At 68.5% G+C, this 23,001-nt stretch carries 24 protein-coding genes; 13 read left to right on the plus strand and 11 right to left on the minus strand.

Features of this window, described 5'->3' with window-relative positions:
- Positions 1–24: 24 nt before the first annotated feature.
- Both C3L37_RS10085 and C3L37_RS10090 read right to left on the minus strand, forming a co-directional pair.
- A complete protein-coding gene (locus C3L37_RS10085) occupies positions 25–870 on the minus strand; it encodes a glycerophosphodiester phosphodiesterase (protein WP_129114478.1) in 846 nt (281 codons plus the stop codon).
- A gap of 145 nt (positions 871–1,015) precedes the next feature.
- Complete coding sequence (locus C3L37_RS10090; RefSeq protein WP_129114479.1) at positions 1,016–1,312, minus strand: DUF7562 family protein; 297 nt, start codon at positions 1,310–1,312, stop codon at positions 1,016–1,018.
- 199 nt (positions 1,313–1,511) lie between these two features.
- Here C3L37_RS10090 and C3L37_RS10095 point away from each other — a divergent pair, with 199 nt between their 5' ends.
- Positions 1,512–1,991 (plus strand): RNA-binding protein, encoded by a 480-nt coding sequence (locus tag C3L37_RS10095; RefSeq protein WP_129114480.1) that lies wholly within the window; start codon positions 1,512–1,514, stop codon positions 1,989–1,991.
- Between the two features lie 4 nt (positions 1,992–1,995).
- Here the strand turns inward: C3L37_RS10095 and C3L37_RS10100 are convergent, their stop codons facing one another.
- The gene (locus C3L37_RS10100) at positions 1,996–3,378 is read right to left on the minus strand and encodes a glycosyltransferase (RefSeq protein ID WP_129114481.1); all 1,383 of its coding nucleotides are present in this window, start codon (positions 3,376–3,378) and stop codon (positions 1,996–1,998) included.
- Between the two features lie 5 nt (positions 3,379–3,383).
- Complete coding sequence (locus C3L37_RS24325) at positions 3,384–3,857, minus strand: hypothetical protein (protein ID WP_164974730.1); 474 nt, start codon at positions 3,855–3,857, stop codon at positions 3,384–3,386.
- 118 nt (positions 3,858–3,975) lie between these two features.
- On the opposite strand from C3L37_RS24325, the gene C3L37_RS10110 reads away from it, so the two are divergent.
- The 6 genes from C3L37_RS10110 to C3L37_RS10135 all read left to right on the plus strand — a co-directional run bounded on the left by C3L37_RS10110 (position 3,976) and on the right by C3L37_RS10135 (position 11,326).
- Entirely contained in the window at positions 3,976–4,329 is a 354-nt protein-coding gene (locus C3L37_RS10110; RefSeq protein WP_129114483.1) for a cell division protein SepF, read from the plus strand.
- A gap of 409 nt (positions 4,330–4,738) precedes the next feature.
- Positions 4,739–7,693, plus strand: coding sequence for an excinuclease ABC subunit UvrA (uvrA, locus tag C3L37_RS10115; RefSeq protein WP_129114484.1), 2,955 nt, complete (start codon positions 4,739–4,741; stop codon positions 7,691–7,693).
- Between the two features lie 307 nt (positions 7,694–8,000).
- Positions 8,001–9,011: a WD40/YVTN/BNR-like repeat-containing protein gene (locus C3L37_RS10120; RefSeq protein ID WP_228546191.1), complete on the plus strand. Its 1,011-nt coding sequence runs from the start codon at positions 8,001–8,003 to the stop codon at positions 9,009–9,011.
- A 96-nt stretch (positions 9,012–9,107) separates the two neighbouring features.
- A complete protein-coding gene (locus tag C3L37_RS10125) occupies positions 9,108–10,199 on the plus strand; it encodes a geranylgeranyl reductase family protein (protein WP_129114485.1) in 1,092 nt (363 codons plus the stop codon).
- Between the two features lie 43 nt (positions 10,200–10,242).
- Complete coding sequence (locus C3L37_RS10130) at positions 10,243–10,920, plus strand: hypothetical protein (RefSeq protein ID WP_228546192.1); 678 nt, start codon at positions 10,243–10,245, stop codon at positions 10,918–10,920.
- A gap of 22 nt (positions 10,921–10,942) precedes the next feature.
- Positions 10,943–11,326: a hypothetical protein gene (locus tag C3L37_RS10135; RefSeq protein WP_129114486.1), complete on the plus strand. Its 384-nt coding sequence runs from the start codon at positions 10,943–10,945 to the stop codon at positions 11,324–11,326.
- Between the two features lie 9 nt (positions 11,327–11,335).
- Here the strand turns inward: C3L37_RS10135 and ygfZ are convergent, their stop codons facing one another.
- Positions 11,336–12,424, minus strand: coding sequence for a CAF17-like 4Fe-4S cluster assembly/insertion protein YgfZ (ygfZ, locus tag C3L37_RS10140; protein WP_129114487.1), 1,089 nt, complete (start codon positions 12,422–12,424; stop codon positions 11,336–11,338).
- An 88-nt stretch (positions 12,425–12,512) separates the two neighbouring features.
- Positions 12,513–12,812, minus strand: a complete 300-nt coding sequence (locus C3L37_RS10145; RefSeq protein WP_129114488.1) for a DUF6432 family protein — start codon at positions 12,810–12,812, stop codon at positions 12,513–12,515.
- Between the two features lie 129 nt (positions 12,813–12,941).
- Here C3L37_RS10145 and C3L37_RS10150 point away from each other — a divergent pair, with 129 nt between their 5' ends.
- Together C3L37_RS10150 and C3L37_RS10155 are read left to right on the plus strand one after the other, a co-directional pair.
- Entirely contained in the window at positions 12,942–13,910 is a 969-nt protein-coding gene (locus C3L37_RS10150) for a DUF7093 family protein (protein ID WP_129114489.1), read from the plus strand.
- A 265-nt stretch (positions 13,911–14,175) separates the two neighbouring features.
- Entirely contained in the window at positions 14,176–14,559 is a 384-nt protein-coding gene (locus tag C3L37_RS10155) for a DUF5611 family protein (protein WP_129114490.1), read from the plus strand.
- Between the two features lie 410 nt (positions 14,560–14,969).
- On the opposite strand, the gene C3L37_RS10160 is transcribed toward C3L37_RS10155, so the two are convergent.
- Positions 14,970–15,710 carry an SDR family NAD(P)-dependent oxidoreductase gene (locus C3L37_RS10160; RefSeq protein WP_129114491.1) on the minus strand — a complete coding sequence of 247 codons (741 nt, stop codon included), beginning with the start codon at positions 15,708–15,710 and terminating at the stop codon, positions 14,970–14,972.
- Positions 15,711–15,906: 196 nt separating this feature from the next.
- Between C3L37_RS10160 and C3L37_RS10165 the strand changes: the two genes are divergently transcribed.
- Positions 15,907–16,362 (plus strand): universal stress protein, encoded by a 456-nt coding sequence (locus C3L37_RS10165; RefSeq protein WP_129114492.1) that lies wholly within the window; start codon positions 15,907–15,909, stop codon positions 16,360–16,362.
- Between the two features lie 49 nt (positions 16,363–16,411).
- Here the strand turns inward: C3L37_RS10165 and C3L37_RS10170 are convergent, their stop codons facing one another.
- The gene (locus C3L37_RS10170) at positions 16,412–16,819 is read right to left on the minus strand and encodes a hypothetical protein (RefSeq protein ID WP_129114493.1); all 408 of its coding nucleotides are present in this window, start codon (positions 16,817–16,819) and stop codon (positions 16,412–16,414) included.
- 79 nt (positions 16,820–16,898) lie between these two features.
- Between C3L37_RS10170 and C3L37_RS10175 the strand changes: the two genes are divergently transcribed.
- The 3 genes from C3L37_RS10175 (at position 16,899) to C3L37_RS10185 (ending at position 19,159) form a co-directional block, all read left to right on the plus strand.
- Positions 16,899–17,576: a TIGR00266 family protein gene (locus tag C3L37_RS10175; protein WP_129114494.1), complete on the plus strand. Its 678-nt coding sequence runs from the start codon at positions 16,899–16,901 to the stop codon at positions 17,574–17,576.
- Positions 17,577–17,694: 118 nt separating this feature from the next.
- The gene (locus tag C3L37_RS10180) at positions 17,695–18,663 is read left to right on the plus strand and encodes an ROK family protein (RefSeq protein ID WP_129114495.1); all 969 of its coding nucleotides are present in this window, start codon (positions 17,695–17,697) and stop codon (positions 18,661–18,663) included.
- A 169-nt stretch (positions 18,664–18,832) separates the two neighbouring features.
- Positions 18,833–19,159, plus strand: coding sequence for a NifU family protein (locus C3L37_RS10185; protein WP_129114496.1), 327 nt, complete (start codon positions 18,833–18,835; stop codon positions 19,157–19,159).
- A 10-nt stretch (positions 19,160–19,169) separates the two neighbouring features.
- Here the strand turns inward: C3L37_RS10185 and C3L37_RS10190 are convergent, their stop codons facing one another.
- The 3 genes from C3L37_RS10190 to C3L37_RS10200 form a co-directional block, all read right to left on the minus strand.
- Complete coding sequence (locus C3L37_RS10190) at positions 19,170–21,068, minus strand: MBL fold metallo-hydrolase (RefSeq protein WP_228546193.1); 1,899 nt, start codon at positions 21,066–21,068, stop codon at positions 19,170–19,172.
- A gap of 108 nt (positions 21,069–21,176) precedes the next feature.
- Positions 21,177–22,598 carry a DUF402 domain-containing protein gene (locus C3L37_RS10195; RefSeq protein ID WP_129114497.1) on the minus strand — a complete coding sequence of 474 codons (1,422 nt, stop codon included), beginning with the start codon at positions 22,596–22,598 and terminating at the stop codon, positions 21,177–21,179.
- Complete coding sequence (locus C3L37_RS10200) at positions 22,595–22,969, minus strand: DUF7532 family protein (protein ID WP_129114498.1); 375 nt, start codon at positions 22,967–22,969, stop codon at positions 22,595–22,597. The genes C3L37_RS10195 and C3L37_RS10200 overlap by 4 nt, the downstream gene beginning before the upstream one ends.
- Positions 22,970–23,001 lie beyond the last annotated feature (32 nt).

Consider the following 23,001-nt stretch of genomic DNA (forward strand, 5'->3'; position numbering starts at 1 on the left):
GTTCGAATGACGGGTGAGAGGTAGTTAGTCGTGTCGGGGTTCGTCGCTCGAGTCGATCCGTCTCGCGCGGCTGCGCCGATATTCGAGCGCGATGTCGGGCCTGTCCGTCGTGATCAGGTCCGGCCCGTGGTCGATCGCGTCCACGACGTTGTTCTCGACGTCCACGAGCGACCAGATCCCGGCTCTCACGCCCCGCTCGCGCGTCTCGTTGATGAACCACGGGAGCGCGCGGGGAACGTAGTGGCTGATGGCGTATTCGGCCTCCACGTCGGACGCGACGTCGAGCACCGTCGGGTTCGGGGTGTTTCCCAGCGCGCCGACGTCGACGGTCGCGTCCGCGGCGGCAGCGAGCGACTCGCTCCTGAAGGACACGAGCGTCGTCCGCCGGCGAAGGTCGAACGCGTCGAGCGCGTCGAGCACCGCCGCCGCATAGCCGTCGCGCTTGAGTTCGAGGTACAGTCGCACGTCCGACTCCGACACGACGTCGAGGCCCTCCGCGAGCGTCGGGATCGGCTCGCCGTGAACGCGCGCGTCTTCTATCGTCTCGGCCGGCGTTTCGTGGACGATGCCGTGGTGGTCCGTCGACCAGTCCAAGATCGGATCGTGAAAGAGGACGAGTTCGCCGTCGGCCGTCCGTCGCACGTCGAGTTCGACCCCGTCGACGCCGAGGTCGATCGCCGTTCGGATTCCGCGGATCGTGTTCGGCGGTTCGATGCCGGCGCAGCCGCGGTGGCCGATCACGTCCGGGGCGGCGATCGGCGCCCGCGTCTCCGAGTCGAGTCGCGAGGATGCGGCGATCGACGTGCTGGCGGCCGTCGCGCCGACGGCGACCAGAAACGACCGGCGCGAGAGCGCGCGCGTACCCCTCATCGATACCCTCCGTGGGTAAACTGTGTCCCGTTCTGATACTTAAACCATCGCCCGGGGAATCTCTGTCGAAGAGTGATAGAGCGTGGGTCGTAGCCGGCGTCCGGAGGGCGTCGGGATGGAAGAGCCGGCCGTCCCGAACGCCCGTCTACCGTTCCTCAGCCGGCCCGTAGCGTTCCTCGACGGCGCCCAGGTACCGCCTGAGGAACTCCGACTGGCTTATTCCGTCCGCTTCTATTTCGAGCAGCAGCGATTCGAGTTCGTTCCGGGGTTGGTGACAGAGCTCGCGGTAGCAGTCCTTACAGAGGTGTTCGAACTCCTTGCCGTAGCGGTCCCAGCGGTTGCCCTCCTTGTCGTACTCGCGCGCCTCGGAGCGGAGGACGGACGTGCCGCAGGCGATGCAGACGACCGTCTTCCGGTCCCGATTCGTCCGGGGGCGCCACATGCGAGGAAGGTCGATCGCGGTTCACTTAGCGTTTGTCACGGTACCCGGTGTACGCCCGGAAACGCCAGCGATTTCGGACATTCAGAGGAGATCGACAGTCGCCGCGACCGACGCGGGACTCGCGACGAAACCCGAGTCCGGTTTCCGGGATCGGCGGCGGAGCGGGTGATTTAACCGCAGCGCCGTCGCACGGGCAGCCATGAGGGTCAAATCCCGACACCACCTCCGCAGCGACGAGATCGGAGCGATCGAAGACGCGGTGGCGTCGCAGCTCGGCGTCGACCTCGACGGCGACTCGTACGAGTTCGTCGAACTCCGGGATTCGGCGTTCGACGTGGTGCTCGTCGACGGCCAACCGCTCGTGTTCTACGTCGACGACGAGCCGTTTCTCACCGTCCGCGGCGCGAACGAGCACCCGCCCGATCGGCGCGTCGTCACCGTCGACTCCGGGGCGGTGTCGTTCGTCAGCAACGGTGCGGACGTCATGCGCCCCGGCATCGTCGAGGCCGACGACGCCATCGAAGCCGGCGACCTCGTCGCGATCGCCGAAGAGGCCCACGGCAAGGTGCTCGCCATCGGCCGGTCGCTGGAGGACGGCTCCGACCTCGTCGGCGACGCGGGCAAAGTCGTGGAGTCGGTCCACCACGTCGGCGACGATCTGTACGGATTCGGCGTCTAACTCCTTATTCTCGGTCTTCGTCGCTTCGCTCACCCGCTCCGCCCCTCGAGCTCGCCTCGCTGCTCGTGACGTACACGGCCGGCCGCCGTCGGACGAACTCGTCGACGAACGCCGCGACGACGACGGCGGCCTGCAGCGCGAGGTACGCCGGCAGCGTGAGCGGCGCGACGTACTCGCGGGGGTCGTGGGCGCGCCCGGCGAGTTCGTCCTGCAAAAAGACGGCGTACGGCAGCGCGAACGTCGACGAGACGGCCGCCGCCGCGGTCGACAGCGCCGCGCCGGGGAACGGCGGCCCGACGCCGAGCGCCGATAGGGTCGCGACCGGCGACGCGAGCAGGAGGATCGGCAGGGTCAGAACGACGCAGAAGGTGTAGAGGGCGTCGAGCCTGACGATCGGCGAGAGATTCGGGTCGTCCGAGAGCCGACGGAGGTGCCGGCGAGCGACCTGCATCCCCCCGCGGACCCACCGCTTTCGCTGGCTCCACCAGGCGGCGAGCGTCTCGGGGTTCCGCTCCGCGGAGACGACGGTCGGATCGACGCGGATCCGCTTGCCGCGCGCGTGGATCCGCGACGCCGCGTCGAGGTCCTCCAGGAGCACCGTCTCGTCGAATCCGCCGAGCGCGGAGAGTGCCTCCCGCCGGAAGAACGCCTGCCCGCCGGTGAAGAGGGTGAACCCGCCCGCCACGTCGCGGGCGACGAACTCCGTCCGCTCGATCAGGTGCCGCTCGACGGTCGCGTGCAGCGCGACGAGCGAGGCGGCCGCGTTCGTCCCGAAGCAGCGGCCCTTGACGCACCAGACGTCGTCGCCTTCGAGGAGTCGCCGAACCGCCCGGCGGACGGCCGTCGGCTCGAATCGCTGCCCAGCGTCGACGCTCGCGATCACGTCCCCCTCGGCGCGCGGGAGCGCGTGATTCACGGCCGCCGCCTTGCCGCCGGGCGATACCTCGCGGCGGACCGCCGCGACCCGGCGGTTCCGGGCCGCGATCCGTTCGGCCACGTCTGCGGTTCCGTCGTCGGACGCCGCCTCGTAGCCGACGACGACCTCCAGCCGATCCGTCGGGTACGACTGCCGGAGACACGACGCGACGGTCCCTTCGAGCGCGTCGGCTTCGTTGTACGCGGTGACGACGACCGACACCGTCGGCGGATCCGCGGGAAGCGACGGTGGCTCCGGCGCGGGATCGCCGACCGAGAGGAGCGTCGAGAGGATCATCCGGAACGCGATCCCCGTCGACGCGGCGAGGACCGACGCGGCGAGCAGCCCGGCGTACGCCGGAATCAAAAGCGCCGGGACGACGAGCGCGCCGCAGAGAAGCGCGGCGACAGCCGCGGTGCCGGCGGCGACCGAGACGTCGCTCCGGGCTTCGGACGGCGTTCGAACCTCCATCGAGGTTACCCGCCGTCGTCGCGCAGTCGAGACCCGATCCACGTCCCGAGGGTGAGCCCGTAGACGAGGTGGCCGACGTGGAAGACGAGCGCCTCGTCGGGATCGAGCGACCGGTCGAGGAGTTCCCCGAGGACGACGCGGCTGCCGAAGACGGAGAGGACGACGCCGAAGATCGTCCCCGCCGCGACGCCCTCCCACTCGGTTGGCGTTCGCTCGCTCGCCCGAAACGCCGAGGCGAAGGCGACGCCGCCCCCCGCGCCGTACAACAGGTGGAGGACCAGCGCGACGACGGGATAGTCCGACGGGTCGCCGCCGCCGACGTACTTCGCCCAGAACGTCGCGGTCGGCGGGAGCGAGCGCGCGACGGGCAGTCGGTAGGCGGTCATGACGATCGTCGCGAGGAGGCCGCCCGCGAATCCTTCCCGGAGCGCTCGCCGATCGGTCCGCTCGACGGAGCGTCGAAGCGTGGCTCGGAACATCGGTGCGCCGTAGTTCGACGGGTCGGGGGTTAGCCGCTTTGGCGGCGCTCGCGCGACCGTCTTCGTCGCCGGACCGTCTGACGTAAGAACTAATGGAACCCCCGCCAGTGTAGAGATCATGGGTATTATGAGCAAGATCCTCGGCGGGGGTGGCGCCCGAAGCACCGAGGACTACGTCGAGCTGAATCTCGACGACTTCGACACCGCGCGCGGCGAAGCCGGGATGACGGTTCACATCGCCGAGATCGCGGGCCAACAGGACGTGGTCGCGATCAAAGACGCCGTGTACGACGGCGACTTCGTCATCGCCGACATCACCCGCCTCCGCGTCAAAGACCGAACGGTCGAACACATCATCGACGAACTCCGGCAGGTCGCGAGCGAGGTCGACGGCGACATCGTCCAGAAGGGCGACGACCAGATCATCGTCGCGCCGACCGGCGTGACGATCGCGCGGCAGAAGCTGAGCTGAAAAACGCCTCGTTCTTCCGGTCCCTTCCTCCTTCGGTCGTCTCGCCGCCCGAACCGGGAGTTACCCCGTTCTATTTCCGATGGAGTATGTCGAAACACCCCGTCGGCTCGTACCGCCGGCCGGTCACTTTTTCGAAGAACCATCGGCGGGCGTCGTCGGCGAAGAGATGAGCGGTCTGTCGATCCATGATTTGCTACTTACTCGGATGCGAGTAGCAATGAATGTTACCCGAGTAATGAAGGATGGAAATTAACGTCCGTGATGGAACCGCGGCCGCTCGGCCGATCGGTTCGGATCCATCACAATCAGGTTAAGTGCGTCCATCCCCGAGGGGAGGACAGATGATAGGGTGTGAGCATCCGGTGTCGCGAGACGGACGGACGGGGACGGAGGCGAGGGTTTCGCGGCCATGAGCAAGGAGTACATCGAGGTCCGCGGCGCGGAGGAGCACAACCTGAAGGACCTCGACGTCACGATTCCGCGGGAGACGTTCACCGTCGTCACCGGCCTGTCGGGGTCCGGCAAGTCGTCCCTCGCCTTCGAGACGATCTACGCCGAGGGACAGCGCCGCTACATCGAGAGCCTGAGCGCGTACGCCCGAAACTTCCTCGGGCAGATGGATAAACCGCAGGTCGAATCCGTCGAGGGGCTCTCACCCGCGATCTCGATCGACCAGAAGAACGCCGCCAACAACCCCCGATCGACGGTCGGCACCGTCACCGAACTCCACGACTACCTCCGACTGCTGTACGCCCGCGTCGGCACGCCGCACTGTCCGGAGTGCGGCCGCGAAGTGGGCGAGCAGAGCGCCCAGCAGATGGTCCGGCGGCTACTCGAACTGCCGGCGGGAACGCGCGCGATGATCGCCGCACCGGTCGTCCGCGACCAGAAGGGCGCGTTCGAGGACCTGTTCGACGACCTCGTGAGCGAAGGCTACGCCCGCGTCGAGGTCGATGGCGACGGGTACGACCTCACTCTGGAACGGCCCGAACTGGACGAAAATTACGATCACACGGTCGACGTGATCGTCGACCGCGTGAAGGTGACGGCGGACGCCCGCTCGCGCATCACCGACAGCGTCGAAACAGCGCTCGATGCGGCCGACGGCGTCCTCAAGGTCATCGTCCCGGACCCGCCCGCGGACGAGGACTTCCGCCTCGGCACCGAGGCGCGCGCGACGGGCGACCTCGCCGGAACCGGCGACGATCGCCTCGTCGTCGAGTTCTCCGAGGAGTTGGCCTGCACCCACTGCGGCATCGACTTCTCGGAGATCGAGACGCGGAGTTTCTCGTTCAACAGTCCCCACGGCGCGTGTCCGGAGTGCGAGGGGATCGGCAACACGAAGGAGATCGACGAGGACCTCGTCGTTCAGGACCCCTCACAACCGTTAAAACACGTCTTCGAGCCGTGGAGCTACAAGCGGTCGTACTACCGCACGCGAATCGACTCCGTCGCCGATCACTTCGGCGTGAGCGTCGACGCCCCGTGGGAGGATCTCGCCGACGACGTCCAGCGACAGTTCCTCTACGGCACTGATCGACAGGTCGTCTTCAAGCGGACGACGCGGAACGGAATCCGTCGAAAAGAGAAACGATTCGAGGGCGTCATCCCGAACCTCGAACGCCGGTACGTCGAGACAGAGAGCAAGGGGACGAGAGAGCACATCGAAGACTACATGGCGGTGACGACCTGCCCGGCCTGCGACGGCACGCGCCTGAAGCCGCAGAGCCGCTCCGTGTACGTCGACGGCACGGCGATCACCGAGATCAACCGTATGAGCATCGGAGACGCGCTCGCGCACTTTGATCGGATGGAGGCGGACCTCACGGAGCGAGAGCGGACGATCGCGGAGGAGATCTTAAAGGAAATCCGCGCCCGCCTCGGCTTCATGACCGAGGTCGGGCTCGAATACCTCACGCTCGACCGGGAAGCCTCGACGCTCTCGGGCGGCGAGAGCCAGCGGATCCGCCTCGCGACGCAGGTCGGTTCCGGACTCGTGGGCGTGCTGTACGTCCTCGACGAGCCATCGATCGGGCTCCACCAGCGCGACAACGACAAACTGCTCGATACGCTGGAGGGTCTCCGCGACCTCGGGAACACGCTGCTCGTCGTCGAACACGACGAGGAGACGATGCGCCGGGCGGACAACGTCATCGACATGGGCCCAGGTCCGGGCAAGCGCGGCGGCGAGATCGTCGTGCAGGGCGACTTCGACGAGGTGTGCGCCGCGGAGAACTCGGCGACCGGCGACTACCTCGCCGGGCGGAAAGAGATCCCCGTCCCGGAAGAGCGCCGCGACGGTGACGGTGGCCTGATGGTTCGCGGAGCACGCCAGCACAACCTGAAGGATCTCGACGTCCCGATCCCGCTCGGGACGTTCACGGCGATCACGGGCGTCTCGGGCTCCGGAAAGTCCACTCTGATGCACGAAGTGCTCTACAAGGCGCTCGTCCGGGAGATGAACGACAACACCTCCGTCGATCCCGGCGACCACGACGCCATCGATGGAATCGAGGAGATCGAGACGGTTCGGCTCATCGACCAGAGCCCGATCGGCAGGACGCCGCGATCCAACCCGGCGACGTACACCGGCGTCTTCGACTACGTCCGCGAACTCTTCGCCCAGACGAAGCTCGCGAAACAGCGCGGCTACGAGAAGGGGCGCTTCTCGTTCAACGTCAAGGGCGGCCGTTGTGAGGAGTGCGGCGGACAGGGGACGGTGAAGATCGAGATGAACTTCCTCTCGGACGTGTACGTCCCCTGCGAGGAGTGCGGCGGCGCGCGCTACAACGACGAGACGCTCGACGTCACCTACAAGGGCAAGACCATCGCGGACGTGCTGGGGATGGAAGTCGACGAAGCCTACGACTTCTTCGAGGCGAACTCGCAGATCCGCCGTCGGCTCAAGCTCCTGAAGGACGTCGGTCTCGATTACATGCAGCTCGGACAGCCCTCGACAACGCTCTCGGGCGGCGAGGCCCAGCGCGTCAAACTCGCCGAAGAACTCGGCAAGAAGCAGACCGGCGACACGCTCTACCTCCTCGACGAACCGACGACCGGCCTTCACAAGGAAGACGAGTGGAAGCTCATCGACGTGCTCCAGCGACTCGTCGACAACGGCAACACGGTCGTCGTCGTCGAGCACGAACTCGACCTCGTGAAGAACGCCGATCACATCGTCGATCTCGGACCCGAGGGCGGGGAAGGAGGCGGCGAGGTCGTCGCCGCGGGGACGCCCGAGGAGGTCGCCCGCACCGACGATTCGCACACCGGCCGGTACCTCCGCGACCTGCTGCCCGACGTCGAGATCGAGGGGCCGCGCTCGGATCGGCGGAAGCCCGCGAAGGTGGCGAGCGACGACTGAGCGGTCGTCACCGCGAAGGTGGAACGATTGAGCGATCATCACCGCGGAGGTGGAACGACCGAACGGCGCTCACCGTGAAAGCACACTGAAGGGGGCGAACAGACGGAACCTCGATGATCCGCGGGCGGCGTACCGTACTCCCGCCTCGACCGGCCCGCGGCGGAACGTCACATGCGGGGCGAGTTGGGCGCCTTCGCAGTGATAAACCTTCGTCCGGTTCGGAACCGCCCCTTCCCTCGCCGGCCGCCTTCACGGGCGCGAACCGCCGGGCGGCACCCTTTTTCGCGGGAAAAACGAACGTTCACCCATGGCACGAACGTACGCGGCCATGAGAAACGCCCTCCTCGTCGTCGACGGCGCGCCCGACGACCCGACGGCGCGCGTTCGCCTCGACGGGCACGAACTCGCCTGTCTCGCCGTCGCGCCCGAGGCAGGCGAGAGTGGTACCGACCGCGTCTTCTGCGGCACCTACGACGCCGGCCTGTGGCGCAGCGAGGACGGCGGCGACTCGTGGGAACGCGTCGGCGAGAACGCGGTGGGAAACAAGGTGATGGCCGTCGCGATCGACCCCGACGATCCGGACGAAGCGTGGGCGGGGACGGAGCCGAGCGCGGTCTATCGCTCGACCGACGGGGGCGCGACGTGGACCGAGCGGGAGGGACTCACCGACCTCCCCTCCGCATCCGGCTGGTCGTTCCCGCCGCGCCCCTACACCCATCACGTCCGGTGGATCGAGGTCGACCCCGACGATCCGGCCCACCTCTACGTCAGCATCGAGGCCGGGGCGCTCGTGCAGACGTCCGACCGCGGCGAGACGTGGGAGGACCGCGCGCCGGACTCCCGGCGAGACAACCACAGCCTGACGACCCACCCGGACGCGCCGGGGCGCGCGTGGGCCGCCGCGGGCGACGGCTACGCGGAGACGGACGACGGCGGGCGGACGTGGACTCACCCGCAGGAGGGGTTGGATCACCGGTACTGCTGGAGCGTCGCCGTCGACGCCGCGGATCCCCGGACGGTGCTTCTCTCCGCTGCGAGCGGACCCCGGTCGGCGCACAACGCGGCGAGCGCCGAATCCTACGTCTACAGGAGACGCGGCGACGAGCCGTGGGAACGCGTCGGTGACGGGCTCCCGACGGGGAAGGGAACCGTGCGAGCAGCGCTGGCGCGCGGTTCGGCGAGCGGCGCGTTCTACGCGCTCTCCAATCGCGGGCTCTTTTTCACGACCGACGCCGGCGAGACGTGGGAGGCGGTCAACGTCGAGTGGCCCGAGGAGTTCGGAACGCAGACGCCGAGCGGACTGGCCGTCGTCGCCTGACTGTCCGCTCTCGACGCTTTTTGTGGGTACCCCTCGTCGCCCCGTCGTCGGAGCGAACCGGGAAGGTATTTACTCCGAGCGGGAGGACGAACGCCCATGTACGACTTCGTCGTGGTCGGCGTCGGGCCAGCGGGCGCGCGCTTTTCGCGCCGCGCCGCCGAGGCCGGATACGACGTGCTCGCCCTGGAGAAGGGGGAGGTCGGAACGCCGCTCGCCTGTTCCGGCCACGTGAGCACCGACATCTGGGAGTACGTTCCCGCCGGGGCGAAAGCGCGCCTCCTGCAAAATCGCGTCTACGGCGCGAACTTCCGCGTCGGCGGCCCCGACAGCGATCCGAACCTGTTCTACAAGACCGAGGAGATCTCGAACGTCATCGACCGGGTCGAACTCGACCGGACGCTCGCCGAGGCGGCCCGCGAGGCGGGCGCGGACGTGCGCGAGGGACACGCCGTGACGGCGGTCGAAGAGCACGCGGACCGGGTGACCGTCGCGGCGAGCGCCGGCGGCGAGCGCCGGGAGTTCGAGGCGAAGATGGTCGCCGGGTGCGACGGTCCCGTCTCGCGCGTCCGCCGCGAGGTCGGCCTGCCGGAGCCAGCCGAGACGCTCCACGGCGTACTCGCGTTCGACGACGACGCCGACTTCGGAGACCACGTCGACGTGCACCTGACGGTGCCGCGCTTTTTCGCGTGGCGGATCCCCCGCGGCGACGCGGGCGTCGAGTACGGCCTCGCGGCCCCGCCGGGGAAGGAAGTGACCGCCCTGTTCGATCGGCTGACGGCGACGTACGGGGTCGAGACGGATCGGTTCTGCTCGGGCGCGATCCCCATCGGGCCGCCGGAGACGGTGACGACGCGCCGCGCATTTCTCGTCGGGGACGCCGCCGCACAGACGAAGCCGTTCACCGGCGGCGGGATCCTCTACGGGATGACCGCCGCCGACTGCGCGGTCCGGACGATCGATCCGGCCCGCCCGCGGACGCTCGCCGCGTACGAGCGCGCGTGGCGCGCGGAACTCGAAACCGAGATCCGCCTCGGCCACCTCGTCCGTCGCGCGTACTCCCTCCCGAAACCCGTCCAGCGCGCCGGCCTGCGGGCGCTCTCGGGGGAGATCGGCGTCCACATGGACCGACCGTCGTCGCTCTTTTCGAAGGAACACCTCCGGACCGTCCTCTCGTCGTTCATCCGATAGCTTTCGACGGTCGGTTCGGGGATACCGCTATGTCTTCGAAGTGATGATACGGCCACGAACGATGGTGGCGAACGAGCAGGCGGCCGAGTCCCTCGCGACGGCCGCCAGACGGATGGCCGAATCCCTCTGCGAAGGGTTCAGAGCGCACGACGACGGACGCTACGCCGACGCGATCGAGGCGTTCGCCGAGGTCGATCGCGGGCAGTTTCCGCGCACGGACGACCGCCTCGTCCGCGACGGTGCGGCGGCGTACGTCGACGCGCTGTGGGCGAAAGACGAGGTCGAGGCGGCGTTCCGAGACGAAACTGGGTCGATCGCGGTCGAGGGGCTGGCCGACGCCGACTGGAGCGTCGTCCGCGGGTGCTTCCGCCGTCGAGCGGACGCGCTCGGGATCGACCCGGCGTACGCGTCGAAGAGCACGCTCGCCTGGCGGCGCCACAAGGTGGGCGGCGACTACTGGACGCCCATGCAGGAGGCGCAGGTGTACGAACTCCGCGCGGCGCTCGGCGACGACCGCTATCCGACGAAGCCGAACGACGGGCGATCCGGGTTCGGCCCCGAGGCGGCGCGGTACGCGCTCGGCGTCGAACTCCACGACATGCACACCCCGAGACACTGGGCGCAGGCCGTCGACGTCATGACCCCGTACTACGAGCGGATCCTCCGGTCTCACCGCTCGACCCGGAGCCGGGACGGCGCTTCCGCCCCACCAACTATATGAACTGACACGTCCGATTGCTGGTATGTGTTCCGACTTCGCTCCGCTCGTCGAGCGGGTCGAGGAGGTCGTCGGCGACGCGCTGCTCGGCGTCGGCCGATACGACGGCGGCTCGTACGAGGTGCTCTACATCAGCGACGGCTTCGCGGAGCGATACCCAGAAGACCGCCTCGAAGAGATCGCGCGCGACATGTACCTCGAACACCTCTCGAACGAGTACCAGAAGACCCTCCTGTACGACTTCGGGGAGCTGAACGCGACCGTTCGGCTGTTCGATCGCGGGCTCGCGATCCAGGTTCCGACGTCGGACTCGACGGGGTTCGCCTTCGGGATCGAACGGGCGGCGCTTCCGGTCGTCGACGAGCTCGTCGACGCGTGCCGGACGCTCGCGCCCCGCGAGCGACGTTGAGTCCTCTCGTCACCCGTAGCGAGGGAGTCTCGCGGTTCGGGCGCTCCCCTCGACGAACGGCAGCGTCCGCCGCTCCGCGGGTGCTTCGTTCCCCTCCACATCGACCGTCAGGGCGACGTCGTCTGCCAGATCGAACTCGACGAGCGCCAGCGCGATCGGCCCGCCGACGCTCGGGCCGTCGACGGCGCGGGTGACCTCGCCGACCGTCGACTCGGCGGCGGACACCGCCGCGCCCGACTCTGGCAGCGCGTCGGGGGCGAGGCCGACGAGCCGCCGGCTCGGTCGCCCACGGTTTTCGACCTTCGAGACGACCTCCTGTCCGACGTAACACCCCTTCTCGAAGTCCAGTGCCGTCCGAAGACCGAGCGCGTTCGGGATCCGCCCCCGGAGCTCGGTTTCGAACAGGGGCGTGCCCGCCTCGGTCGTGAGCGTGTCCCACGTCCGGTAGCCGAACGGAACCGCGTTCAGGCCGTAGTTGAGCAGCGCGTCGAAGACGTCCGCCGCGTCGGCGGCGGCGCAGACGACCTCGTACCCCTCCTCGCCCGTCGGGGCGTCGGTCGCGACGACCGTCACGCCGGCGTCGCCGATCGATCCGCGGACGAACGTCAGCGCCGGCTCCGGCGCGCCCGGGCCGGTGAGGACGCTCGCGACCTTCTCGGTGGCCTTCGGGCCGTGAACGCCGAAGACGCCGAAGTCGTCGGACGCGTCGCGGATCCGCACGTCCTGGATGAACACTTTCTCCGACCAGTCCGCGACGAGGGAGTCGACGACCGACGGCGGCGTGAAGAGCAGCAGCCGTTCGCCGGCGTTGTAGACGTACATGTCGGACTCGATCCGCCCCTGGGGGTCGAGCAGCAGGGCGTATCGGCCCTCGCCGTCCCCGGACGGGACGCGGTTCGTGACGACGTTGTCGACGTACTCGACGCGGTCGTCCCCCTCGACGACGACGACGCCGTAGCCCATCTCGACCGCGCCGGCGGCGTTGCGGACCGCCTTGTGCGTCCGCTCGGGGCGGCCGTAGTGGCGCACGACGCGTCTACCGCCGCGCTCTTCGAACGTCGCCCCGTGGTCGGCGTGGAGGTCGTCGATGACTGTCATCGCCCGCCACGTAGGCGTCGAGCCGTAAAACGTGCTCTCTTCCCGAACGATCGATCGGCCGCGCGGACGCGGGACCGTGGGTCGGCGGTCACAGTCCGAACCGCTTTCGTACCGCGTCGAGGAGGCTCCCCTCGTCTTGACCGACCTCGTCCGGATCGGGGACGACGCGATCGTCGGGGATGATGACGACGCGTCCGCCCGTCTCCTCGACGGTGATGAGGTCGTCGGATTTCAGGTCCGCGAGCGCGGATTCGAGGGCATCGATGTCGGCGTCGACCGCCGCGCGGAGTTCGAAGACGGTCATCCCCTCCTCGGCGCGGTCGACGAGCGCGTCGAGCACCTCGACTTCCGTCTCCCCCCTGTTTCGATACTCCCGCTTCGCTCTCATACCCTCCCTTTGGCGGCCGCCGATTTACCTTTAACTCAGACGGCGCGCGGAGCGGCGGGGAGCGGCCGTCTGACGCCCGGCGGACGCGGAGGGGGTACCTTTTAGTCACCGAACTCGGAAGGTCTCCCAATGGGACTCAGGTGCCTGCTCGGTCACGAGTTCGGCGAACCCGAACTCGAACGCGAACGAGAGGAGGACGGCAACGAGATGGTCGTCACCGTCCGGGAGGTGAAGACGTGCGTCCGCTGCGGGGCGCGCCGCGTCGTGAGCGAGAACAAGGAAGTCACCGCCGCTCAGCCGACGTCCGACGACGCTCCGAACGAGGAACCGCTGTCCGACGACGCCGACGCCCGCGTCGACGCGGCGACCGACGCCGGTGCTGCCGCTCCGGCGGACGACATGCCGACCCACCCCGCGGTGCGGGCGTCGCTGGCGGACGAATCTTCGTCCGCCGACGAGGCGGCGCTCCCGTCGACGGAGGACGACGCCGTCATTCTGGACGACGACGAGGGAGCGGACGAACGGTCGCGCCGACCGGGGGAGTGGCCCGACGCCGACGGTGTCGACCGCCGCGACGACGGGCTTCCCACGCTGGAGGAGGTCGAAGCGGAGATGGACGAAGGCGCGCGAGACAACGAGGACGTCGACGGTACCGTCGACGACGCGGACGCCGTCGCCGGGGACGCGGGATCCGTCGACGCGGGGTCAGCCGACGAGGGCTTCACCCCGTGGCCCGATTCGGCGGACGAGGACGAGGGCTACTCGGCCGAACTCTCCGACGGGACGCCGACGGACGTCTCCTTCGGCGGGTTGGCGCCGGAACTGGCGCGCGACGACGAGGGCGGTCCGGAGAAGGGATACGACGCGGAGTTCATCGGCAACGACCCCGACCCGGATCAGCGTGACGACGGCTTCGGCGACGGGTTCACTCGCGTCGACAGCCCGTCGATCGACGAGCCGCTCGCGTCGCCGGAGGTTCCGACCGAGTACTACTGCCCCGAGTGCGGGATGACCCGCCCCGCCGGCCACAGTTCGACCCGCGCCGGCGACATCTGTCCCGAGTGCCGCCGCGGCTACGTCACCGAACGAGAACTGTAGCCGACGGACGATTCGGCGCGACGCTCTCCTCTCCGCCGACCTCCGTCGAGAGCGACGCCGTCGGCGCTTTCGCCCCCGTCGAGGATGGCGCGGAAACTCTCTCCCGGGCAGTGGCTCCCCGTTGCTTCGTCACCGCTAGGAGTGGTACGGAGACCCACTCTCGGGCGGTGACTCCACGCTATTTCGTCACCGCGAGGAGTGGTACGGAGACCCACTCCCGGGCGGTGACGAAACAGGTAAACCATACCCTGCCGAACGCCCCGCCATGAAGGAGTACAAGATGCGTCGCGGCGAAACGCTGGAGGAACGCGTGCCGGATCTGAAGGGGTTGATCGAGGAGTACTTCGGTCCGGTCTCGGGTACCGAGGAGATGAACGGGCACGAGCTGTACGTTGTCGAAGAGCCGGACAACCCCGTCTTCCTTCGAATCATCGCCGGTGCGGCGACGTACAGCGGCAAGAAGGACCAGCTCGCCGTCCACTTCGAGGAACGCGACGCCGCCGAGATCATCGCCGAAGGCCACGCAGACGCCGCTCAGGACGCGGTGGCCGCCAAGAACGACTTCCTGCTCGAAGTCACCGGCCGCGACGCCAAGTCGCGCCGCGAGTCGATGAAGCGCACCGTCGAGGACGACGCTCCCGACTACTAACGACCTTTTGCGCTATCGCCCGAAAGACGCACCGCGGTGCGCCTTTCGGGACGACGAGACGCCGGAGGCGTCTCGAACCACGTTCGACCGCGAAGCGGCCTCACTCGGCAACAGATCGATCAAAAGCACCGTCGAAGTAACGCTCCGACGAGCCTTCGATCGCTTCGCTCACGAAGACGCTCCTCTCTCACTTCGGCACGTGGAGCACGCCTCCGTTCGGTCGTTGGCCCGCGAGCGCTCACCTGTGCCGAATCGCATTCTCGACTTCTGATAGCGTCGAGCGGGTCGTACCGCGAGTGAACGACCGAAGGGAGTGAGCGAGCGGACCGAGGAGCGACCGGAGGGAGCGACGAGGATTTTGATCGACCTTTTGCCGAGCGAGCGTAGCGAGCGCAGCGCAAAAGGTCGGGTTAGAGCCGCTCCGGGAGCCACCCGCCGTCGATCTCGACGTTCTCGCCGCTCACGTAGTCGCTGTCCTCGTCAACGAAAAACAGCACCGCCTGCCGCGCGTCGTCGAACGACGCGGGCCGTCCCCGCGGCAGTTCGTCGGGAAACTCGTCGGAGTTCTCGACGACGTACGGCGACACCGCGTTGACCGTGACGCCGTCGTTTTGGGTGTCGTTCGCGAGCATCCGGGTGAACATGATCACGCCGGTCTTCGCCACGAAGTACGGGAAGTTCTTCGGGTAGACGAGCGCCTTCTCGCTGCCCGCGTACCCGACGTTGACGATCCGACCGTACCCCTCCTCCCGCATCGACGGGAGCGCCCGCTTCGAACAGAGGTACGTCCCGTTCAGGTTCGTCTCCAGCACGCGGTTCCACGTTTCGAAGTCGATCTCCTCCCAGTGTCGCGGCGCGAAGTCGCCGACGTTGTTGACCAACACGTCGACGCTCCCGAGGTCCTTCTCGACGGCGTCGAACAGGTGATCGACCGCGTCCGGCTCCCGAACGTTCCCGCGGACCGTCGTCGCCTCGGGTGCGCCCCGATCGCGAGCCGTTTCCGCCGTCCGGACCGCCGCGTCAGAACTCGTGTGGTAGTGGACCGCGACGGACGCGCCGGCCTCGGCGAGCGCGAGGAGCAGCGCGCGCCCGATCCCCCTCGAACTCCCGGTGACCAGCGCGGTCCGTCCCGACAGATCTGGACGTATCATACGAACGTCCTCGGCTCCCGGAATCAAAGGCGTCGCGGTCGGACGTCGCTTCAACCGACGCGGCCGGGGGAACTTTCAAGTGATATGCTATCGATGCACGCGTACGGAAAGCGGCCGCGCTACTCCGAATGAATATTTATTCAATTTCGAGTAAACTACCGCTACGTTTAAATATATCCCCCGAGAACCCAAGCACATGGCTCTCGAAACCGTCCTGCTAGCGGTCGGACCGAGCGACGCCGACCGCATCGATCGACTGGCGGAGGAGACGATCGACGTCGCCGCGCCGGCCGGCGCGAGCGTCGTCCTGGCGCACGTGTTCACGACGTCGGAGTACGAGGACACGCTCGACAAGCTGGAGTTCGATACGTCCGCCGAGGTGTCCCCTGACGACGTCGCGGGTCGGCACGCGACGATCCGACGGCTCGCGACGCTGCTCGACGAGGCCGGCGTCGAGTACGAGGTGCGCGGCGCGGTCGGCAAGCACGGCACGGCCATCGTGGACCTCGCGACCACGGTCGACGCCGACCGCGTCATCGTCGGCGGACGTCGACGCTCGCCGACCGGCAAGGCCGTCTTCGGCAGCGTCGCACAGGAGGTCATGCTCTCCGCGCCGTGTCCGGTGACGTTCGTCCGTTCGGACACGAAGTGACGGCGCGCGACTTCGACCGCTCCGCGCCGGCGACCACCGACTTCGCGCGTTACCGACGCTCCCGCCGAGCGCGCTCGCGCCACGTCCGCTCCTGTTCTCGCTCCGCGACGTGGCGCATCCCCTCCGCGACCGCGTCGAGCGCGTCGCGCTCGAAGGCGGCGACGTCCTCCAGAAACTCCGATCGAAACTCCTCGATGAGGGCGTACGTCCACCGATCGTCGGCGGTGACGCCGCGCGGCAGGACGTCGTCCCGGAGGCGATCCGCCAGTGCGTCGTGGTCCGATTCGCGGAGCAACGTCTCGGCGTCGGCGAGGTGGTCCATCCCGTGTCCGATCGCGTGGTGGAAGGCGACGAGGTGACCGTGCGCCCGATGGAACCACTCGACGCCGATTTCGACCTCGTGGAGGGCGTCGCACTCCGTCTCGGTCAAATCGCTCGTCTCGTTTTCTACAGTCATGCCATGACATAGCACGGATCGGCGTAAGTTTCTGTCGCCATGGCAAAACGATCATATGCGGGTAACGCGAGCGTCGTCCATGGAGCACGAGATCGACTATCGTCCGTCCTACGCGCTGTTGACGGTCTCCCTCGACGCCGACGAGGCGATCCGGTCCGAAGCGGGGGCGATGGTCAGCCACAGCGACGGCATCGAGATCGAGACGAACGCCAGCGGCGGTCTCCTCGGTTCGCTCAAACGAAACGTCCTCGGCGGGGAGAGCTTCTTCCAGAACACCTTCTCGGCCCGCGAACCGGGGCACGTGACGCTCGCGCCGGCGCTGCCCGGGGACATCGTCCACCACCGCCTCGACGACGAGACGCTGTTCGTCCAGTCGGGGTCGTACCTCGCGGCTGATCCGCGGATCGACGTGGACACGAAGTTCGGCGGCGGGCGCACCTTCTTCGGGGGGGAAGGGCTGTTCCTCCTGAAGCTCAGCGGAACCGGGCCGACGTTCCTGTCGAGTTACGGTGCGGTCCACGAGGTCGACCTCGACGCTGGTGAACGCTACGCCGTCGACACCGGCCACGTCGTCGCGTTCGAGGAGCGGACCTCGTTCGACGTCCGGCGGGTCGGCGGTCTGAAGTCGACCCTGTTCAGCGGCGAGGGACTGGTCTGCGAGTTCACCGGACCCGGGAGGCTGTGGCTTCAGTCGCGGAGCCCCGACGCGTTCCTCTCGTGGCTCGTCCCGCAGTTGCCGAGCGGGGATTCGAACTGAGCGATTCGACGCCGAACCGAACGCGCGCCCGTTTCGAGGTCACACGCGGTAGTATTCACGATCGGTGACTCGTTCGGAATGTGTGTAGTTAAGTGCCGTCGCCGTGGCTACTGAAACGATGGCCTACTACGTGGGCGTCGATCTCGGGGCGACGAACGTCCGGGCGGTCGTCGCCGACGGCGACGGAGAGATTATCGGACAGAGCGATCGGGGAACTCCGCGCGGGCCGACCGGAATCGCGGTCACCGAAGCGGTGCTGGGTGTCGTCCGCGAGGCGTGCGACGACGCGTCCGTCGATCCCGAAGACGTCGTGGCCGCCGGCATCGGTTCCATCGGCCCGCTGGATCTCGCCGAGGGCGTGATCGAGAACCCGGCGAACCTCCCCGACACGATCGACCGCATCCCGCTCACCGGTCCCCTCTCGAAGCTCCTCGACACGGACCGGGTCTACCTCCACAACGACACCAACGCCGGCGTCATCGGCGAGCGGTTTTACAGCGACAGAAACCCCGACGACATGGTCTATCTCACGATCTCCTCGGGCATCGGCGCGGGCGTCTGCGTCGACGGCAACGTCCTCTCCGGGTGGGACGGCAACGCGGGCGAAGTGGGCCACATGACGATCGATCCGAACGGCCTCCGGACCTGCGGGTGCGGCCACGACGGCCACTGGGAGGCGTACTGCTCCGGAAACAACATCCCGCGGTACGCCGAGGAACTCTACGAGGAGGACCCCGTCGACACCGCCCTCTCCGTCGACGACCCCGACTTCTCCGCGGTCGACGTGTTCGAACACGCCGGCGACGACGACTTCGCCGACTTCGTCGTCGACCAGGTCGCCCACTGGAACGCGATGGGACTCGCCAACATCATCCACGCCTACGCGCCGCTCGTCGTCTTCGTCGGCGGCGCGGTCGCGCTCAACAACCCCGAACTCACTTTGGAGCCGATTCGTCGACGGATGGACGACATGGTGTTCATCAACGTCCCGGACATCCAGTTGACCACCCTCGGCGACGAGGTGGTCGTGCAGGGCGCTGTCGCGAGCGCGCTGACCGGCGGCACGGGCGACCGATCGCGGCTGTAGCGTCTTCCTCGCCGGTTCGTGCGAGAGCCGTAGGCCTCGTTCTCGTCCGAGCCGAACGGCGCGGCGGCCGCGACGCGGATCACGGTAGATCGTGACACACATTTTTGTTCGTGAACGGACGACCGCGCAAACCACAACATACCCATAGCTGGGGAACGAACGACGAACAATGAGCGACGAGAGCCTCAGAGACCGCATCGAGACGTGGATGGTGGGGCAGATGCCCATCATCCAGATGCACGGCGGTACGAGCGTCGTCCGCGAGGCCGACCCGGAGTCGGGCGAGGTCGTCGTCGAACTCGGCGGCACCTGCTCGGGGTGCGGAATCAGCAACATCACCGCCCAGAACATAAAACGCGACCTCATCATGGACTTCGACGAGGTCGAGGACGTGACCGTCCGCGTCCCGAGCACCGGCGACGTCGGCTCGGAGACGGTCGAGGGCGGCCGCGGCGGCGAGCTACAGTTCTCGAACGAGTCGGCGGAACACTTCTGACCCGAGTCGGCTAGTCGTCCCCGTCAACGCGCCCTCCTCCGTTTTTCTCGTCGCCGCGCTCTCCGCCGGCGCCCTCTCCGTCGACCCTTTCACTCCCGACGCTCGCCTCCGGCGCACTCCCATCCCCGCTCTCACCTCCCGCGAGGAGGCGAACCTCGATCTCCTGACCGTGTTCGACCGGCGCGTCGCCGAGCAGTTTGAGGAGGAGCGTCCCGTCGCCGGCGTCCGCGACGCGCGCCGACACAGTCGCCCCCGAGACGGCCGCTTCGATCGCGTCGAGCCGAGCGAGCACGGTCTCGCGGAAGTCGGCGTCGGCGGGCGGGAGCGACGATCGCCCGCCGAACTCCGGCGGGCGCGTCGGCTCTTCGTCCCCACCTCGCGGGGCGGCGTTCTCGGCGTCGTCCGTCCGCGAACCGGACGCGCCTTCCGACGCCCTCGGCACCTCCGACCGGCGCGGCGGTCCCGTCTCCTGCGCGGGGGCGAACCGTCGCTCCAGTTCCCCCACGAGGACGCCCTCGTCTTCGAGCGACGCGTCGGCCTCGCGCCCGACGGACGGAAGCGGCACGTCCTCGTCGTCGAGGTACGACCCGAGCCGTCCGCCGGCGTCGATCCACTCGCGCGACCGGATCGCTCGCACTGCGCGCTCGCTCAGCCACGGCGGCGGACAGCACTGACCGCCGTCGTACAGCCCGTACTCGGCCGCGTCGTCGTTCGCCCACACGAAACTGTCGTCGTACTTTCCCCGGTACTCCGCGGTCGTCCGCCGGCCGCCGTGTTTGACGACGACGTGCGTCGGTCGGAGTCGCTCGACGACCGCGTCGACCGTCTCGACCGACGGGTGATCGATCAGCTCGTACGAGTGGACCGTACACCCCGCCGATTCGATCGGATCGACGCCGCCGTTCCCGAGCTGCACCAGCGTCGCGGCCGAGTCGTCCTCGATCGCCGCGAACAGCCGTCCGGCGCTCCCGTCGGTCGGCACCTCCGGTCCGGCGATGGTCACCGACCCGGGCGCGAGAAGCTCCGACGGGGCGTCGAATACGGGGACCGGGTCGACGCAGTCGAGGTCGTAGCCGAGGTCCGCGTAGAGCTTCGCCGCCTGTCCGACGAGCGTGATCGGAACCCGCCTCTCGAATCGGTCGGCGAGGTGGGACAGGAGGTAGGCGTATCGGACGCCGGTCAGCCCGCCGGCGGTCACGAGCACCGACGACCCCGCCTGCGCGCGCTCCCAGACGGTTTCGAGCGACGCGGTGAGCGTCTCCTCGAACCGCTCGTTCGTCGCCACGTTGACGAAGAGCGCGTCGACGCCCACCGGAAGGTCGGCGGGGAACCCCGGGTAGCCGGCCGCGCGGCGCGGCGCGAAGTCGCCGGTCGCCAGCACGTGGCGAGTTTCGGATCCGTCGGAGAACCGGAGCAGAAAACCCGACGCGCCCGGCGCGTGCCCCGCGGGTACCGGACGAACGTCGACCTCGCCGGTGATCGACTCCCACCCCGACAGCGGCGAGACGGCCGAGAGCGCGTCCTCGACGCCGCCGAGATCGTGTCGCTTCGCGTTCTCCCGGAGCACGGTTTCGAGCACGTCCGCGGTCGGCCGCGACGCGTACACGGGCGCGCCGTCGCGGACGACCTCCGGAAGCGACCGGTAGTGGTCGAGGTGCGCGTGGGTGAGCAGGACCGCGGTCAGGTACTCGTCCTCTTCGAGCAGCGCGTCGAGGTCGACGCCGCGACCCGCGTCGACGAGCACGCACGCCGCCTGCTCGCCGAGACCGTCTCGAAACCTGAGGAGCGTCGATTCGTTTCCGGAATCCGGATTCGCGTGCTGGTAGCTGACGTTCATCTCGCCGTGACGGGCGGCCTCGCTCGGTTCCTCGTCGCGACACCGTCGCCGCGGACCGCGCTCGACCGACACCCGGATGGCGATGCGGGGAGAGACATATTTACACTCCCCTTTGACCGTGACGCATCTAAATCCTCCCTTTTCTGATAATTGCTCTACACGATCTGCTTCGAACGTCGGTCAGAGCGCCCGTTCGACCGCGCCCGCGACGGCTCGCGCCTTCTCCGCCAGCGGCTCGGAGACGTCTCCGTCCTCGACCGCATCGTCCAGTTCGTCGTCGTCGACGCGTTCGACCGTTCCGTCGGCGTGTTTCACCACGTCTACGTGGAGGTCGACGTACCTGATCTCGTCGGGGAAACACTCGACGGGCGTACAGACGTTGACGTACGTCCCCTTTCTCTCCCCCTCGGCGTCGCGGTAGACCGTCGGGTACCACCACCGCCCCTCGCGGAACTTCGTGAGGGCGACGTCGCCGGCCTCGCGCTCAACGCCGAGCGCGTCGTACGTCCCTCCCGGCGACATCTCCCGGCGGACCGAGATCGTCCCGTCGGGATTCCGCCCGACGACCGAACCCTCGCCGAGGACGACGAGCCGTCCGTCCGGCTTTCCGTGGCCGATCCGAACCGCGTCGCCCTCGGCCGGCCCGAACTGGTCCGTCGCGACTCCGAACGGGAAGTCGCTCCCTTTCTCGCTTCCCGACGCCGTCTCGCACAGCGCCTCGGCCAGATCGACGCCGGCGCTCGCGGCCTCGTGCGCGGCTTTGATCCGGTGGTGGCCGTGGATCGTCGTCGTCACGTCCCGCCGGCGCGCGTCGAGCGAGAACCGCGACTCGCGTCCGAACCACGCCCACGCCGTCGCCGTCCCCGAGACGAGTCTCGTCGGCCCGTCCGCTCCCCCCCGTTTCGATTCGAGGGCCGCGTCGATCTCCTTCGCTCGGTCGCTTGCCCGCGCCAGCGCGTCGGAGAGCGCGTCCATCCCCGCCTCCGTCGCCGCGCGGTGCCAGCGGACCCCCCACCCGTCCGGCGCGTCCGCGCCGAGGAGTTCCGTCATGCCGACGAGTTCGCGGCCGGCCGCGTCGTCGCGCGTCTCGACGGTGGTCCCCTCCCGACCGCGCACGAGGGTCGCGAGGCCGTCGGTCGCCCGAATCTCGCCGTCGAGCAGCGGACGGTCGTCGTCCCACGGCGAGGTCGCCTCGGCGACCTGCACGCGCACCGAGTCGCCCGTCTCGACGTAGTCGTCGGCGTTGTCGTACGGGATGTACCCGCTCTCTTCGCCCAGGTCGACCGCCGCCCCGCCGCCGAACGTCTCCGTCACCCGGCCGTCGAACACGGCACCCGTCGGGGTCGAATCCGTCCAGACGAACGCGTCGATTCCGACGTCTCCCAGGAGGTCGGTCGCGGTCTCGACGGCGTCGGGTCGCCCTTCGACGCCGACGCCCTGTCGATCGCGGGTCGTCTCGACGGCGACGTCGTGGTTCGCCGCGGGGAGGTCGGCGTCGAACCGCCGCCGGATGGACGGCGACGCCTGAACGACCTCGTGGCCCGCGTCGAGGAACAGGCGCGTCAGCGCCGTCGCGTAGATGCCGCGAACGCGAACCCTCATAGGTCGTCGCGGTCGCGCGCGAACCGCACGCGGTCGTGGACGGTCGGCCCGAGGGTGAGTTCGACCGTCCCGTCCGTCAGCGTGCGGCCGTCCTCCACGTACGCGCCCCACGAGTCGAACCGGAGGTACCCCCGCAGGCTCGCGCCGTGGGTGTAGAGGTCGAGGTACCGGACCTCGTGCTCTTGAATCTCGCTTTCGCTGTGGGCCATCTCCATGTCGGAGTAGAACGTCCCGCCGTCGCCGAAGAGCGACTCCAGCGCCTCCGCGTCCCGTCGAACCGCCTCTGCGACCGCATCGGAGGCCTCCCGGAGGTCGTCCTGATCGAGTCCGACGTCCCGAAGCGCCCGCTGCGTCCGTGGATCGAAGTGCATACCGACCGTTGGTCGGCGGGGGTTTTCAGCTT

Origin of the sequence: Halegenticoccus tardaugens (genome assembly GCF_004116405.1) — an archaeon.
GTDB classification, from domain to species: domain Archaea; phylum Halobacteriota; class Halobacteria; order Halobacteriales; family Haloferacaceae; genus Halegenticoccus; species Halegenticoccus tardaugens.

Excerpts from the sequence above, each read along its gene's own strand:
- C3L37_RS10085 (WP_129114478.1), bottom strand. The coding sequence starts at position 870 with ATGAGGGGTACGCGCGCGCTCTCGCGCCGGTCGTTTCTGGTCGCCGTC.
- C3L37_RS10090 (WP_129114479.1), bottom strand. The coding sequence starts at position 1,312 with ATGTGGCGCCCCCGGACGAATCGGGACCGGAAGACGGTCGTCTGCATC.
- C3L37_RS10095 (WP_129114480.1), top strand. The coding sequence starts at position 1,512 with ATGAGGGTCAAATCCCGACACCACCTCCGCAGCGACGAGATCGGAGCG.
- C3L37_RS10100 (WP_129114481.1), bottom strand. The coding sequence starts at position 3,378 with ATGGAGGTTCGAACGCCGTCCGAAGCCCGGAGCGACGTCTCGGTCGCC.
- C3L37_RS24325 (WP_164974730.1), bottom strand. The coding sequence starts at position 3,857 with ATGTTCCGAGCCACGCTTCGACGCTCCGTCGAGCGGACCGATCGGCGA.
- C3L37_RS10110 (WP_129114483.1), top strand. The coding sequence starts at position 3,976 with ATGGGTATTATGAGCAAGATCCTCGGCGGGGGTGGCGCCCGAAGCACC.
- uvrA (WP_129114484.1), top strand. The coding sequence starts at position 4,739 with ATGAGCAAGGAGTACATCGAGGTCCGCGGCGCGGAGGAGCACAACCTG.
- C3L37_RS10120 (WP_228546191.1), top strand. The coding sequence starts at position 8,001 with ATGGCACGAACGTACGCGGCCATGAGAAACGCCCTCCTCGTCGTCGAC.
- C3L37_RS10125 (WP_129114485.1), top strand. The coding sequence starts at position 9,108 with ATGTACGACTTCGTCGTGGTCGGCGTCGGGCCAGCGGGCGCGCGCTTT.
- C3L37_RS10130 (WP_228546192.1), top strand. The coding sequence starts at position 10,243 with ATGATACGGCCACGAACGATGGTGGCGAACGAGCAGGCGGCCGAGTCC.
- C3L37_RS10135 (WP_129114486.1), top strand. The coding sequence starts at position 10,943 with ATGTGTTCCGACTTCGCTCCGCTCGTCGAGCGGGTCGAGGAGGTCGTC.
- ygfZ (WP_129114487.1), bottom strand. The coding sequence starts at position 12,424 with ATGACAGTCATCGACGACCTCCACGCCGACCACGGGGCGACGTTCGAA.
- C3L37_RS10145 (WP_129114488.1), bottom strand. The coding sequence starts at position 12,812 with ATGAGAGCGAAGCGGGAGTATCGAAACAGGGGGGAGACGGAAGTCGAG.
- C3L37_RS10150 (WP_129114489.1), top strand. The coding sequence starts at position 12,942 with ATGGGACTCAGGTGCCTGCTCGGTCACGAGTTCGGCGAACCCGAACTC.
- C3L37_RS10155 (WP_129114490.1), top strand. The coding sequence starts at position 14,176 with ATGAAGGAGTACAAGATGCGTCGCGGCGAAACGCTGGAGGAACGCGTG.
- C3L37_RS10160 (WP_129114491.1), bottom strand. The coding sequence starts at position 15,710 with ATGATACGTCCAGATCTGTCGGGACGGACCGCGCTGGTCACCGGGAGT.
- C3L37_RS10165 (WP_129114492.1), top strand. The coding sequence starts at position 15,907 with ATGGCTCTCGAAACCGTCCTGCTAGCGGTCGGACCGAGCGACGCCGAC.
- C3L37_RS10170 (WP_129114493.1), bottom strand. The coding sequence starts at position 16,819 with ATGACTGTAGAAAACGAGACGAGCGATTTGACCGAGACGGAGTGCGAC.
- C3L37_RS10175 (WP_129114494.1), top strand. The coding sequence starts at position 16,899 with ATGGAGCACGAGATCGACTATCGTCCGTCCTACGCGCTGTTGACGGTC.
- C3L37_RS10180 (WP_129114495.1), top strand. The coding sequence starts at position 17,695 with ATGGCCTACTACGTGGGCGTCGATCTCGGGGCGACGAACGTCCGGGCG.
- C3L37_RS10185 (WP_129114496.1), top strand. The coding sequence starts at position 18,833 with ATGAGCGACGAGAGCCTCAGAGACCGCATCGAGACGTGGATGGTGGGG.
- C3L37_RS10195 (WP_129114497.1), bottom strand. The coding sequence starts at position 22,598 with ATGAGGGTTCGCGTTCGCGGCATCTACGCGACGGCGCTGACGCGCCTG.
- C3L37_RS10200 (WP_129114498.1), bottom strand. The coding sequence starts at position 22,969 with ATGCACTTCGATCCACGGACGCAGCGGGCGCTTCGGGACGTCGGACTC.